We start from the raw sequence: 14,433 nt of genomic DNA on the forward strand, positions 1-14,433 counted from the left end.
TTTCCTTATCTTATGACAGCCTACACATCGGCGTTCGCCGGCCTCCGTGACGTTGGCCACTGCGAGCCCACGGGCTCAGACGGCAGGGGCGCGGTAGGCGCCGGGGGTCTGGCCCATGGTGCGGGTGAAGGTGTCGATGAACGCGCTGGTCGTGGCCCAGCCACAGCGGTGGGCCGTCTCCGTGACGGACGTCCCGTCGGCGAGGAGCACCATGGCGTGGAAGACCCGCAGGCCGGTGCGCCACTGGGGGTAGGTCGTACCGAACTCGTCGTGGAAGAGCCTGCTCAGGGTGCGCTGGCCGACGCCGGTCTCACGGGCCAGCCAGCTCAGGGCGCGCGGTCGGCTCAGGTCCTCGGTGACCAGTCGGCAGGCGTGGGCGAGCCGGGGGTCACGGGCCGCGGGCAGTTCCAGCGGCTGAACGGGTGCCCGGCGGAGCCGGTCGCGCAGCACGGCCCGGACCCGGTCCGCCTCCCCGCCGGACAGACCGGGTTCGGTGTAGGCGACCAGGAGTTCGCGCAGCAGCGGGTCGACGGCCAGGACCGTCGGCGTGTCCGGTGGCAGCGAGGTCTCACCGGTGGGGAAGTCGACGATGTGCAGCGCGCTGTCCCCGTAGACGCGATGCTCGTGCCAGACGCCCGCAGGGGTCCACACGGCGCGCTCGCGCGAGGCGACCCACGCTCCTCGCGCGGTCTGGATGGCTACCACCCCGGTGCTCACATAGATCAGTTGATGGTGGTCGTGCGAGTGGCGCTCGATGACCTCGCCGGCCGTCCGCCGCTCCGCCTGGGCCCGTACCGGAGCTCGACCGGCTCGACCAGCTTGGCCGTCTTGGCCGTCTTGGCCGTTCTTCGACATATACCGGCAGAATACCGGAAGCCCGCATCCCCCGGCTCATGCCAGCGTGATGTCATGAGCACCGCGAACAGGGCCGCCCGTGGCCCCTTCCTCCGCGGCCTGCGCCGCATCGCACTCGACACGCGCCCGCTGGCCGTTCCCGCCTACCGGCGGGTTCTGCTCGGGCAGGGAGCCGCGCTCGTGGGGACGATGGTGACGGAGGTCGCCGTCCCGGTGCAGATCTATGGCATCTCCCACTCGTCCTTCGACATCGGCCTGTGCGGACTCGCCGGCATCGTGCCCATCGTGGCCTTCGGGCTGTACGGCGGCGCCATCGCCGACGCGGTGGACCGCCGCCGCCTCAACCTGGCGGCGTCGCTGGTGACCTGGACGGTGACGCTCCTGCTGCTCGGGCAAGCCGTGTTGGGCCTCGGGTCGGTCGCCGTCGTCCTCGTGCTCGTCGCCGTCCAGGCGGCCGGGTTCGCCGTGGCCTCCTCGGCCCGCGGCGCGATCATCCCCCAACTCGTCCCGTCCGCCATGGTCCCGGCGGCGAACACGCTCAGCTTCACCATGGGCAATGTCGGCCAGGTGCTCGGGCCGCTGCTGGCCGGTGTCCTCGTCTCGCTCCCGTACGGCCTCTGCTACGCCTACGGTCTCGATGCGCTGCTGTTCAGCGGCGTGCTGTACGCCACGGTGCGGCTCCCTCCGATCGTTCCCGAGGGAGCCGCCCGCGCCGGAGCACGCGCCGTGCTCGCCGGACTGCGCTTCATCGCCGGGCGTCCGGTGCTCCTGATGTCCTTCGCGGTGGACATCGCCGCCATGACGCTGGCCATGCCGCGAGCCCTCTTCCCGCAGGCGGCCGCCGAGCGCTTCCACGGCGGGATCGGCCTGCTGTACGCCTCGATCGCCATCGGATCCGTACTGACCGGCCTGTTCAGCGGATGGATCGGCCGGGTGCGCCGCCAAGGCGTCGCTCTCACCTGCGCGGTGGTCGGCTGGGCGCTGGCCATGGCGCTGGCCGGCCTGGTGCACACACTCTGGCTCGCCGTGCTGCTCTTGGCACTCGCCGGTGCGGCCGACCTGGTGAGCGCGGTCTACCGCCAGACGATCCTCCAGACCCATGCCCCGGACGAGATGCGCGGGCGGATGCAGGGCGTCTTCACCGTCGTCGTCTCAGGCGGGCCGCCGCTCGGCGACCTGCGCGCCGGAAGCATGGCCGCGGCGACCTCGCTCGGCGTCGCCTGGTCGGGCGGCTCGCTGCTGTGCGCCGTGCTCGTCATCGGCGCCGCCGTGGCCGTACGCCCCTTCTGGACCTACGACTCCACAACGGCGACGCCGACCGCCTCCGTGCGAAGCGCGGCCGTGCGGGACGCGGAGACGGCGAAAAGCTGAGCCGACAGGAGGCCGGCCCAACTGCCCGACAGGTACGGCAGGTACGGCAGGTACGGCAGGTTGTCGGAGCGCACGGCATGATGCCCCGGGTGGACCCGACGAATGACACACCGGACCGGCCCCGAACGAGCCGGGGAGTACTCGCCCAACGGGACTTCCGCCGGCTCTGGATGGGCGAGACCGTCAGCGGTTTGGGCAACGGCATCACCGTAGTGGCCCTGCCGTTGATCGCGGTCGAGGTGTTGGACGCCGACTCCACCGCCGTGGGTCTGCTCGCCGCGGCGGTGTGGCTGCCCTGGCTGCTGGTGGGTCTGCCGGTGGGCGCATGGGTGGACCGGATGCGTAAACGGCCCCTGATGATCGCCTGCGATCTGGCGGCCGGCGCGGCGCTGGTGAGCGTTCCGCCGGCGGCGTGGCTCGACGCGCTCACCCTCCAGCACCTGGTCGTCGTCGCGCTGATCTGCGGCACCGCGGCGGTGTGCTTCAACACCGCCTACCACTCGTACATCCCGATCGTGCTCGACGGCCGCGCCCTCTTGGAGGGCAACGCCAAACTGCAGGGCAGCGAGGCCGCCACCCGGGTCGCCGGGCCGGGGGCGGCGGGCCTGCTCGCCCAGGCGTTCGGCGGAGTCAGCGGGCTCATGGCCGACGCGGTGACGTTCCTGGTCTCCGCGGTCTGTCTGCAGCGGATCAGGGTGGTCGAGCCGGACCACACTCCCGACGGGGAACGCGCCCCTCTCCGGCGGCAGATCACCGAAGGGCTCCGCTTCGTGGGCCGCGATCCGTACCTGCGGCCGATGGTCACGTGGGGCGCCCTGATCAACATGGCACTGATGGGCTACCAGGCGGTCCAGGTCGTGTTCCTGATACGCACCGTCGGGCTGAACCCGGCCGTGGTCGGGCTGCTGCTGTCCGGCGGCAGCATCGGCGGCATCGTGGGCGCGCTGATGGCCGGCAGGGTCAGCCGACGGTTCGGCACCGCGCGCGGACTGCTTCTTCTGCAGGCTGCCACCGCGCCGTTCGCGCTGCTCCTGCCGATGACCACGGCGGGGCCGGGCCTGCTGTTGTTCGCGATGGGCGGCTTCGTGGTCGGGATCGGCATCTCCGTGGCCAACGTCGTGGTCGGCAGCTTCCGGCAGACCTACTGCCCGCCGCACATGCTCGGCCGGGTCGTGGCGACGGCCATGATGATCAACCACAGCACCATCCCGCTCGGGTCCCTGCTCGGCGGCGTGCTCGGCGACGCGGTCGGGTACCGGCCGGCCATGTGGATCATGACGGGTCTCGTCGCGCCCTGTTGGCTCGTCCTCGTCATGAGCCCGATGCGCCGCGAACGCGATCTTCCGCAGACCTACGAGCCGGAGCAGGCGCACGCCGCCGGGAGCTGACAGGGGGAACCTGTTCGACCACAGTCCCCCTGTCCCTCCTCTCCGAAGCATCGTCAGATGTCCGACGCACCGTCAGAACGCAACCGCTCCCAGGCCCTCACCCGTCGCGTGGATGAGGGCCCGTCGGGGAGGAGACATCATCAGGGTGCCGCGAAGACCTGAACGGCGTACTTGCCGCTGACGGCCACACCGGTGTCCTTGTATGCGCAGTTGACCATGTTGCCATGGTGACCCGGGCTCTTGATCCAGTTGTCGACTATCTGCTTGGCGTCAGTGGAGCCCCAGGCCATGTTCTCCGCTGTCGGACCCGCGGTGTAACCGGCTTCCTTGATGCGCTGTTGGGGGCTGGAGCCGTCCGAGCCCGTGTGGTTCGTGAGGTTGTTCTTGCTCGCGTCGTCCGCGAAGGTCTTGGCGGCCGAGGCCAGCTGCCCGTTCTCATGGAGGGCGGGGCAGTTGGCCTTGGCCCGTTCGGCATTGACCAGCTGCAGGATCTCGCCGGGCGAGGCCTGCAGGGCGCGCGGCACGTCGGCGGGACTGGTGGCCGCCGCTGTGGCGCCGGCGCCGGCCGCTCCGGCGAACACCAGCAGGGGGGCCGCGCACGCGGCGGCGCACAGACGGCGTATGCGTGTGGTCGTGGTGCTCATGGAAATACCTTCGATCGGAAGTGTCGGTGAGAAGTCCCCCGGGACTCCGTGAGGTGTTGGGATGAGTCCGCGCGGCACGGCCCGGCTCTGGGCGGCCCCGGCCTGATAAGCCCCGGCCCACTGGCGGGGACTGACCGCGGGCGTGCGCGGTGGGCGTGGACACGGAACGCGACCGCCCGGAAAACCTTCGGTCACCGGCGGCCCCGTCGGAGTGTGCCCGACGCCTGCGCTCGTACATTCCCACCGTACGCCCGCTGCGGTGGGCCCACGAGTTCAGCCGCGGAGTGCGGCCGGGCCGCTGGTGGACACGATGACATGGCCGCCCCCATCGCCCTCTCCAGACCGGTGGGACATCGACTCCTCGGAGGTCCCGTCACGACATGCTCGCGTCGCTGGTCGGGTCTTAACTCCGGTCCTCGGCAGGCGAGATGAGGCCGGCTCCTCCGCTCGCGTCGCTCGCGCGGGACGAACACCCGGAAGCGGTACGTCAGTTGGGGCGAACGACTGCGGCGCGGGTGACGGTGGCCGAAGTGCCACCGGGCCGTGGCACGGGAGGCGATCCGGCACGGCTGCAGCGCCCCCGAACCCGTGCGCGCGTCGCTCACCCGGCGGGGAGGGCGAGTTGGACTCCGCGGACGTGAGCTCGTACAGCCACGGCACCAGAGCTTCCCGTTCCTCGGACCGGTTCCCCCGAGCTGCCGAGAGGCCGTGCCTTCGTACCCTGGTCCCAGCCGGCGCGGGAGGCCGTCGGGCCGGGCGAAGAGGGCGTGGGTCACGCTCGGGCGGGCGACCGGCCCCCAGGCACTTGCCCTACCTCCACCCGACTCCTCCACCCGACTCCTCCACTCGACTCCTCCGCTCAGCTCTCCCACCCGACCCGCCATGCCCTGAGCGTGGGCTGGATCAACTACCGGCAACTACCGGCGGGCTTCGGACAGATCACCGGGTCCGAGCGGAGCCTGCCGAGCATCCGTACCGGCAGACCGCCCGGCAACTGCGCGCTGCGGGGCGCGTCATATCCGGCGTCCCGCGATAGAAAGGGAGCATGGCCGAGCGCAGAAACCCCTTGGCGGACTTGGACGACGTGGATGCGGTGACGCGCGCGGTGCTGACCGCGTCCCGGCTGCTGGTCGCGGTGTCGGCCCGTTCGCTCGCCGAGGTCGAGGAGCGGGTGACGCTGCCGCAGATGCGCATGCTGGTGGTGCTGTCGACCCGGGGTGCCACCAAACTGGTGACGCTCGCCGAAGCGCTCCAGGTCGCGCCCTCCACGGCCCTGCGCATGGTGGACCGGCTGGTCACGACCGGTCTCGTCGACCGTCAGGTCAACCCGGACAGCCGCCGCGAGACGCTGTTGCGGCTCACCGGCGAGGGCCGTCGTACCGTCGGCGACGTCACCGCCCGGCGGCGCGCCGAGATCACGACGATCGTCCAGCGACTCACGCCGGAGCAACGAGCGGCGCTCGTCGAGGCCCTGACCGCCTTCAACGAAGCCGGCGGTGAGCCGACCGCCCCCGCGGCGGACGACGCGGAGCCGTATCCGCCGGGCTGGGCGGACCCCGTCCCCGGGCCGGGCGCGGGGTCCGCCACCGCGCCCTGAGAGCGACGGGTCGACCGCCGGGCGTAGAATTGCATACTGCAATGGTTGGCTGCGGGGTGTGCATTCACCGGGTGGACGCCGGCAGGCCCTGGGCGCCTCCGCGGTGCGCCGAGCGCGTCCGGATCCTCCGTCCCGGACGAGCGGCATCGGCCCGCCCGCTCCGACACCGACTTCACGGTACAACCGCGTCCGGTAGCCGCTCCGACCCCCTCACAGGCGGAACGCGGCGGACGTCGGTCTGGACGATCTTCGGGCGGCCACCGGGGCACCCGTGCGGGAGGCCGCCTGAGTCCCTCGCGGGTGCGCCGCGTGTCGAGTGCCATCATGCCTGCACAGCGGGCCCGTACCCGACGAGTGACAGAGAGCGGAAGAACGCGAATGACTGCCGTGCACGACGTACGTGGAACCATCGTGGCCGTCCCCACCCAGGACGGCACCGCCGACGCCTATCTGGCGCACCCCGACGACGACGCCGCGCACCCCGCGGTGCTGCTGTACATGGATGCCTTCGGACTGCGCCCCCGGTTGAAGGAGATGGCCGACCGGCTCGCCGGGGCCGGTTACACCGTGCTGGTCCCCAAACGTCCTCTACCGCCACGGGCCCGCACCGGTGGTCGAACTGCCCGACCGCATCGAAGCGGCCCACCGCCCCGCGCTGTTCGAGCGGATCGTCCCGCTCATGCGGGAGTTGACCCCCGAACTGGCCATGCGGGACGCCGGCGCCTATCTGAACTGGCTGGCCGCCTGCCCCCAGGCCACCGACGGGCCGGTCGGCATCACCGGTTACTGCATGGGCGCGGGCCTGGCCCTGCGCACCGCGGGCACCTGTCCCGAGCGGGTGGCGGCCGCGGCCGGCTTCCACGGCGCGCAGCTGGCGTCCGATGCCCCGGACAGCCCGCACCTGCTCAGCCACCGGATCACCGCGGAACTGTACTTCGGCCACGCCGACCAGGACGCCGCGCTGCCCCCGGAGCAGATCGAACGCCTCGACAAGGCGCTCACCGCGGCGGGTGTCCGCCACCGCTCCGAGGTCTACAGCGGCGCCCGCCACGGCTACACCATGGCCGACACCGCCGTCCACGACGCCGAGGCCGCCGAACGTCACTGGACAGCGCTGCTGGACCTCCTCCACCGCGCCCTGCCGACGAGTCGTCCCACCGGTCACGGCGCCTGACGCCGGACCCGGGCCTACGCCACCGCCTCCCCCGCGGCCGCGATCTGCGTCTCGTCCTCCCCGGCCTTCTTGAACTGCGTCCGGTACAGCTCCGCGTACCGTCCCCGCAGCAGCAGCAACTCCTCGTGCGTGCCCCGCTCCACGATCCGCCCGGCCTCCACCACGAGGATCGTGTCGGCGGCCCGCACGGTGGACAGCCGGTGGGCGATCACCACGGCCGTCCGCCCTTCCAGCGCCTCGGTGAGCGCCTCCTGGACGGCCGCCTCCGAGGTGTTGTCCAGATGGGCGGTGGCCTCGTCGAGGATCACGACACGCTGGCGGGCGAGCAGCAGCCGGGCGATGGTCATGCGCTGGCGTTCACCGCCGGAGAGCCGGTAGCCGCGTTCGCCGACCACGGTGTCGAGGCCGTCGGGCAGGGAGCGTACGAGATCTTCGAGGCGGGCGCGGCGCAGTACGTCCCAGAGGTCGTCCTCGGTCGCCGAGGGGCCGGCCAGCAGCAGGTTGGCGCGGACCGAGTCGTGGAAGAGGTGGCCGTCCTGGGTGACCATGCCGAGGGTCTCGCGCATCGACTCGGCGCTCAGGTCGCGGACGTCGACGCCGCCGATGCGGACGGTGCCCGCGTCGGTGTCGTACAGCCGCGGCAGCAGTTGCGCGATGGTCGACTTGCCCGCTCCGGAGGAGCCGACGAGGGCGACGGTCCGCCCGGGTTCGGCGCGGAAGGAAATGCCGTGCAGGACCTCGGCGCCACCGCGGGTGTCCAGGGCGGCGACCTCCTCCAGGGAGGCGAGGGAGACCTTGTCGGCGGAGGGATAGGCGAACCGGACGTCCTCGAACTCCACGGCCACCGGGCCCGCCGGGACCGTACGGGCGTCCGGTTTCTCCTCGATGAGCGGCTTGAGGTCGAGCACCTCGAAGACGCGCTCGAAGCTCACCAGGGCGCTCATGACCTCGACGCGCGCCCCGGCGAGCGACGTGAGCGGCGCGTACAGACGGGTCAGCAGCAGTGCGAGTGAGACCACGGCGCCGGGTTCCAGGCTGCCGCGGAGCGCGAACCAGCCGCCGAGCCCGTACACGAGGGCCAGCGCCAGGGCGGAGACCAGCGTGAGGGCGGTGATGAACGCCGACTGCGCCATCGCCGTACGCACCCCGATGTCCCGCACCCGACTGGCCCGCGCCGCGAACTCCGCGGACTCCTCCTCGGGGCGTCCGAAGAGCTTGATGAGCGTGGCGCCGGGCGCGGAGAACCGCTCGGTCATCCGGGTGCCCATCGAGGCGTTCAGGTCCGCGGCCTCGCGTTGCAGGCGCGCCATCCGGCGGCCCATCCGTCGCGCCGGCACCACGAACACCGGCAGCAGCACCAGCGCGAGCAGGGTGATCTGCCAGGACAGGGTGAGCATGACGGCGAGGGTGAGCAGCAGGGTGACGAGGTTGCTGACGACTCCCGACAGTGTGTTGCTGAAGGCGCGTTGGGCGCCGATCACGTCGTTGTTGAGTCGACTGACGAGCGCGCCCGTACGGGTACGTGTGAAGAACGCGACCGGCATCCGCTGCACATGATCGAACACGGCCGTCCGCAGGTCCAGGATGAGTCCTTCGCCGAGCGTCGCCGACAGCCAGCGGCCGAGAATCCCGAACGCCGCCTCGGCGAGCGCGATGACCGCGATGAGCACGGCAAGGCGGACGACGGTGCGCTCGTCGCCGCCGGACACGATGGCGTCCACGACACGCCCCGCGAGTACCGGCGTCGCGACGGCCAGCAGCGCGGTCAGCACGCTGAGCACCACGAACTGGTTGATACGGCGGCGGTGGGGACGGGCGAATACGGCGATACGGCGCAGTGTCGCGCGGGCGAAGGGGCGGCGTTCCTGCTGCGCGTTCATGACGCTGTGCAGCTGGGTCCAGGCTGTGGTCTCCATGCTCATGCAAGTGACCGTAAGACCTCAAGCATCGTTGAGGTCAATGACTGCCGGTCACAGTCCACGCACAGCACAAAGGAATGCACGAGGGAATGCACAAAGGACCGCGCGAAGGTACACACCGAGGAACGCGTAGAAGAACACAGTAAGGAACCCATGACGGCATCCACGACGACGAAGCCCGCTCCCACAGCTTGCCCGGCGCGTCAGGCTCCGGACCCGCGCCCGCAACCCGGCGTTGGTGCGATGTGGAAACGCTCCCCCGATGTGACAGCAGTGCGGCTTCCCCGACGTTTCCCCCTCCGGTCGGTCCTGTGCATGATCCCGCTCGCCCTCGTTCTGGTGGTCGGCGTGCGCCACCGGTCCGTCCTCGTGGAGGGCTTCGGCCATCTGCGCTCGGCCGAGTGGCCGTGGCTTCTGGCCGCCGCCGCGGCGACCTGTCTGACCTGGGTCGCCGCGGCCTTCACCCGGCAGGGCGCGGTCGTGCAGCGACTGCCCGCCCGCCGACTGCTCGCCACCCAGTTCGCGGCGGGCGCGGCCAACCATCTGCTGCCGACGGGCCTGGGCGCCGGCGCGGTCAATCTGCGCTTCATGACGGTGTGCGGCGTGCCGCTGGCCCGTTCCTCGGCCGCGCTCGCGCTCTACCTGCTCGCGGAGTCGATCGCCCGCCTGACCCTGCTGATGGGGCTGCTCATCGCGTTCCCGGGAGCGCTGCGTGTCGGAAGCCTCGTCCCCTCCGGGGCGACCGGCCCCTTGCTGCTGGCCGCGGCGCTGATCGTCTGCGCCGCGGTGGCGGCGCTCCTGCTGGTACGTCGGCTGCGTACGGCCGTGTTCTCCTTCCTGCGCACCGCGCTGGGCGAGGCGCGCTCCGTGCACTCCCGCCCGGCGCGCGCCCTCGCCCTGTGGGGCGGATCGCTCGCCTTCCCGCTGTTGCAGGCCGCCGGGCTGACCGCGGTGGGGCAGGCGATGAATCTGCCGGTGCCGCCCCTGCACATGGCTCTCGCGTATCTGGCGGCGACGGTCGCGGTCGCGGCGGTGCCCACGCCGGGCGGGATCGGCTCGGTGGAGGCCGCGCTGATCGTCGCGCTGGTGGCGGCGGGCGGTCCGGTGGCCCTGGCCACGGCGGTGGTCCTGGCCTACCGGATCATCACGGTGTGGCTGCCGCTGGTGCCCGGGGCGCTGACGCTGGGGGCGCTGGTACGTCTGAAGGTGATCTGAGCCGACGGCCGGCCGTCTTCCCGGGCGCCGGGCCGGGCGGTTCGTTCCGCCGGGAGCCGCGACACCCCGGAGTGGCCTCGGCGTACGTCGGCCACGGGGAGGGGACCGCACTCTGCCGGTTCGGCACGCGGTGGACAGGTCGGCGCTCGCGCCCGGGCCGGGGGAACTCGCCGCCGCCGTCGCCGAGTTCCCCCGGTCCTGCCGACGAGGCCCCGGCGACGTCGTATCCCGGCCATCTTGGGCGCCCGGCGTCGACGACGGACTCGTACACCTCGATCGCGGGCCCGGGCACGCCTGGTGACGGATGGACAGGAGTGGGGCACGGGGCAGGTGCAGCTGGTCGGAGGCGGGAGCGGGGGTGCCGGAATCGTGCGGGCCCGGTGACGGACGTACGCGCGAGTACGGCAGGATGAGCGGTCGCCCCGGATGCCGAACGCGCGTCCGGGCATGATCGTGCATTCCCTGATTCGAGCAGGTGGCAAGTGACGACACAGCACATCCGGCCCGCGGGCCTTCCCCTCGGTCGCACGGGAGGCCGCCGGTGAAACACTCCCTCACGCTGAACGACCTGATGATGGCCGGAATCCCCGTGGTGGCGGGCCTGCTGGCGGCCTTCCTGTCGCGCATCCTGCTGCGCTGGCTCGGCAAGCACGCCTCGCGCACCCGGTGGAACGGTGACGACTTCCTCGTCGACGCGCTGCGCACGCTCGTTCCCTGGGGGGCGATCGCCGCGGGCGTCTCGGCGGCGGGCGCGGTGCTTCCGCTGACGGCTCCGGTCGGACGCAACGTCAACAGGGTCCTGACCGTGGTGCTCATCTTCGTCGCGACGCTGACCGCGGCCCGGGTCATCACCGGCCTCGTCCGGTCGCTGGCCCAGTCCCGGTCGGGTGTCGCCGGTTCGGCCACCATCTTCGTCAACATCACCCGGGTCGTGGTGCTGGCGATGGGCTTCCTCGTCATGCTGCAGACGCTGGGCATCTCGATAGCTCCGCTGCTCACCGCCCTGGGTGTGGGCGGTCTGGCGGTGGCGCTCGCCCTGCAGGACACCCTCGCCAACCTGTTCGCGGGCGTCCACATCCTCGCCTCGAAGACGGTGCAGCCCGGCGACTACATCCGTCTCAGCAGCGGCGAGGAGGGCTATGTCGTCGACATCAACTGGCGCAACACGACGGTCCGTCAGCTCTCCAACAACCTGGTCATCATCCCCAACAACCAGCTCGCGGGCACCAACATGACCAACTTCAACCGCCCCGAGCAGCAGATGACCCTCATCGTCCAGGTGGGCGTCGGCTACGACAGCGACCTGGAACACGTCGAGCGCGTGACCACCGAGGTCGTCACCGAGACGATGACCGAGATCACCGGCGCCGTCCCCGACCACGAGCCCGCCGTACGCTTCCACACCTTCGGCGATTCCCGGATCAGTTTCAGCGTCATTCTCGGCGTGGGCGAGTTCAGCGACCAGTACCGGATCAAGCACGAGTTCATCAAGCGGGTGCACAAGCGGTACCGGGACGAGGGCATCCGGATTCCGGCGCCGACGCGGACGGTCGCGCTGCAGTCGGGTGGGGCGGAGCTCCTGGAGGCGGGGATACCGCATCCGCGGGAGGTCACGGCTCCGCGGTAGAGCCGGGTGGGGCCGGGTGTCGAGGAGGTTCACGGGGGATCCGGGCGAGCTCCGGCAGTGGGCGGGCCTCACCCGCAGCCATTCGTTCATATGTTCGAACATGGCGGGATGTGTTCGACCGTGGCGAGCGGCCCTCGACTCGCACGGCAGTGACGTCCAGACGGGTCGCCGCCTGGATCCTCCCGGTGAGCGCCGCGGCCGTGCCGATCAGGGCGGCCGCGGGGGCCGTCGCTTGTTCACGACGATGGCGGGCGGACCCCTGTCGAGCCGGGGTCGCTCACGAGATATCTTGATGTCGAGCAATGTTGCAGACGTGGAGCGGAGCACCCGGTGACTGACTCGACCATCATTTACACGCACACTGACGAGGCCCCGGCCCTGGCGACGTATTCGTTCCTGCCGGTGGTCCAGGCGTACGCCGCGCAGGCGGGTGTCGCTGTGGAGACCCGTGACATCTCGCTGGCGGGGCGCATCCTCGCGCTCTTCCCCGAGTTCCTCCAGGAGGGTCAGCGCGTTCCCGACGCCCTCGGAGAGCTCGGTGAGCTGGCGAAGACGCCCGAGGCGAACATCATCAAGCTGCCGAACGTCTCGGCCTCGGTCCCGCAGCTGAAGGCCGCGGTCGCCGAGCTGCAGGGGCAGGGCTACGCGCTGCCGGACTACCCGGAGGACCCGAAGTCGGACGAGGAGCGCGACATCCGCGCCCGTTACGACAAGGTCAAGGGCTCCGCCGTGAACCCGGTGCTGCGCGAGGGCAACTCCGACCGCCGCGCCCCCGCGTCGGTCAAGAACTACGCCAAGACCCACCCGCACCGCATGGGTGCCTGGTCCGCCGAGTCCAAGACGAACGTGGCGACCATGGGTGAGAACGACTTCCGCTCCACCGAGAAGTCCGCGGTGATCTCCGAGCCGGGTTCGCTCCGCATCGAGCTGGCGGCCGAGGACGGCTCCACCACCGTGCTGCGCGAGTCCGTACCCGTCCTCGCGGGCGAGGTCGTCGACGCGTCCGTCCTGCACGTCGCCGAGCTGCGCGAGTTCCTCACCGCGCAGATCGCCCGCGCCAAGGCCGAGGACGTGCTGTTCTCCGTGCACCTCAAGGCCACGATGATGAAGGTCTCCGACCCGATCGTCTTCGGTCATGTCGTGCGCGCCTTCTTCCCGAAGACGTTCGCCCGGTACGGCGAGACCCTCGCCGCCGCCGGTCTGAGCCCGAACGACGGTCTGGGCGGCATCTTCAAGGGCTTGGAGACGCTGTCCGAGGGCGCCGCGATCAAGGCGTCCTTCGACGCCGAGCTCGCCGAGGGCCCGGCCCTCGCGATGGTCGACTCGGACAAGGGCATCACCAACCTGCACGTGCCGTCCGACGTGATCGTCGACGCCTCGATGCCGGCCATGATCCGCACCTCCGGCCACATGTGGGGCCCGGACGGCCAGGAGCACGACACCCTCGCCGTCCTCCCGGACAGCAGCTACTCCGGCGTCTACCAGGTAGTCCTCGACGACTGCCGCGCCCACGGCGCCTTCGACCCGGCCACCATGGGCTCGGTGCCGAACGTCGGTCTGATGGCGCAGAAGGCCGAGGAGTACGGCAGCCACGACAAGACCTTCGAGATCCCGGCCGCCGGTACGGTCCGTCTCGTCGACCGGGCCGGCAACGTCGTCCTGGAGCAGACCGTGGCCGAGGGCGACATCTTCCGCGCCTGCCAGACCAAGGACGACCCGATCAAGGACTGGGTCAAGCTGGCCGTCACCCGCGCCCGTGCCACCGGCGACCCGGCGGTGTTCTGGCTGGACGAGACCCGCGCCCACGACGCGCAGCTCATCGAGAAGGTCAACGCGTACCTGCCGGAGCACGACACCGAGGGCCTGGAGATCAAGGTCCTGTCCCCGGTCGAGGCGACGAAGTTCTCCCTGGAGCGCATCCGCAAGGGCCTGAACACCATCTCGGTCACCGGCAACGTGCTGCGTGACTACCTGACCGACCTGTTCCCGATCCTGGAGCTGGGCACCAGCGCCAAGATGCTGTCGGTCGTCCCGCTGATGGCGGGCGGCGGCCTCTTCGAGACGGGCGCCGGCGGCTCCGCCCCGAAGCACGTCCAGCAGCTGGTCAAGGAGAACTACCTGCGCTGGGACAGCCTGGGCGAGTTCTTCGCCCTCGCGGCCAGCTTCGAGCACCTCGCGCAGACCACGGGCAACGCGCGCGCCCAGGTGCTCGCCGACACCCTCGACCGCGCCACGGCGACCTTCCTCAACGAGGACAAGTCGCCGACCCGTCGCGTCGGCGGCATCGACAACCGCGGCAGCCACTTCTACCTGGGCCTGTACTGGGCGCAGGAGCTGGCGGCCCAGACCGACGACGCGGACCTCGCCAAGGCGTTCGCCCCGCTCGCCGAGACGCTGACCGCGCAGGCGGCGACGATCGTCGACGAGCTGCTCGCGGTGCAGGGCAAGCCGGCCGACATCGGCGGCTACTACCAGCCCGACCCGGCCAAGGCCGCGGCCGTCATGCGTCCGTCGGCCGCCTGGAACGAGGCGCTGGCGACGCTCGCCTGACACACCGTCGGCGGCCCACGGGCCACCGTCGCACCGCCCCGGCCGGGACTTCCGGCCGGGGCGGTCGCGTTCGGGGTGACGCCCCGGCCCCGG

9 protein-coding genes and 1 pseudogene are annotated in these 14,433 nt (G+C 71.2%); 7 read left to right on the plus strand and 3 right to left on the minus strand.

Annotation, left to right across the window (positions count from 1 at the left end):
- Positions 1-75: 75 nt before the first annotated feature.
- Positions 76-855 carry an AraC family transcriptional regulator gene (locus RV986_RS07015; protein WP_475916560.1) on the minus strand — a complete coding sequence of 260 codons (780 nt, stop codon included), beginning with the start codon at positions 853-855 and terminating at the stop codon, positions 76-78.
- A gap of 54 nt (positions 856-909) precedes the next feature.
- Here RV986_RS07015 and RV986_RS07020 point away from each other — a divergent pair, with 54 nt between their 5' ends.
- A complete protein-coding gene (locus RV986_RS07020) occupies positions 910-2,226 on the plus strand; it encodes an MFS transporter (RefSeq protein WP_475916561.1) in 1,317 nt (438 codons plus the stop codon).
- An 89-nt stretch (positions 2,227-2,315) separates the two neighbouring features.
- Positions 2,316-3,614 carry an MFS transporter gene (locus RV986_RS07025; RefSeq protein WP_475916562.1) on the plus strand — a complete coding sequence of 433 codons (1,299 nt, stop codon included), beginning with the start codon at positions 2,316-2,318 and terminating at the stop codon, positions 3,612-3,614.
- 140 nt (positions 3,615-3,754) lie between these two features.
- Here RV986_RS07025 and RV986_RS07030 read toward each other — a convergent pair whose 3' ends face one another.
- Complete coding sequence (locus tag RV986_RS07030) at positions 3,755-4,258, minus strand: CAP domain-containing protein (protein WP_475916563.1); 504 nt, start codon at positions 4,256-4,258, stop codon at positions 3,755-3,757.
- Between the two features lie 1,045 nt (positions 4,259-5,303).
- Here RV986_RS07030 and RV986_RS07035 point away from each other — a divergent pair.
- Together RV986_RS07035 and RV986_RS07040 are read left to right on the plus strand one after the other, a co-directional pair.
- Entirely contained in the window at positions 5,304-5,855 is a 552-nt protein-coding gene (locus RV986_RS07035) for a MarR family winged helix-turn-helix transcriptional regulator (protein ID WP_475916564.1), read from the plus strand.
- Positions 5,856-6,233: 378 nt separating this feature from the next.
- Positions 6,234-7,029: pseudogene (locus RV986_RS07040) on the plus strand (dienelactone hydrolase family protein).
- Positions 7,030-7,043: 14 nt separating this feature from the next.
- Here the strand turns inward: RV986_RS07040 and RV986_RS07045 are convergent.
- Positions 7,044-8,945, minus strand: a complete 1,902-nt coding sequence (locus tag RV986_RS07045; RefSeq protein ID WP_475924199.1) for an ABC transporter ATP-binding protein — start codon at positions 8,943-8,945, stop codon at positions 7,044-7,046.
- Positions 8,946-9,191: 246 nt separating this feature from the next.
- On the opposite strand from RV986_RS07045, the gene RV986_RS07050 reads away from it, so the two are divergent.
- From RV986_RS07050 to RV986_RS07060, 3 genes are all read left to right on the plus strand, one after another.
- Entirely contained in the window at positions 9,192-10,163 is a 972-nt protein-coding gene (locus tag RV986_RS07050; RefSeq protein WP_475916565.1) for a lysylphosphatidylglycerol synthase transmembrane domain-containing protein, read from the plus strand.
- A gap of 541 nt (positions 10,164-10,704) precedes the next feature.
- On the plus strand, positions 10,705-11,790 hold the full coding sequence (locus RV986_RS07055) for a mechanosensitive ion channel family protein (RefSeq protein WP_475916566.1): 1,086 nt from the start codon (positions 10,705-10,707) through the stop codon (positions 11,788-11,790).
- A gap of 330 nt (positions 11,791-12,120) precedes the next feature.
- Positions 12,121-14,340, plus strand: a complete 2,220-nt coding sequence (locus RV986_RS07060; protein ID WP_475916567.1) for an NADP-dependent isocitrate dehydrogenase — start codon at positions 12,121-12,123, stop codon at positions 14,338-14,340.
- Positions 14,341-14,433: the final 93 nt, after the last annotated feature.

This window comes from Streptomyces sp. RLA012 (assembly GCF_056270325.1).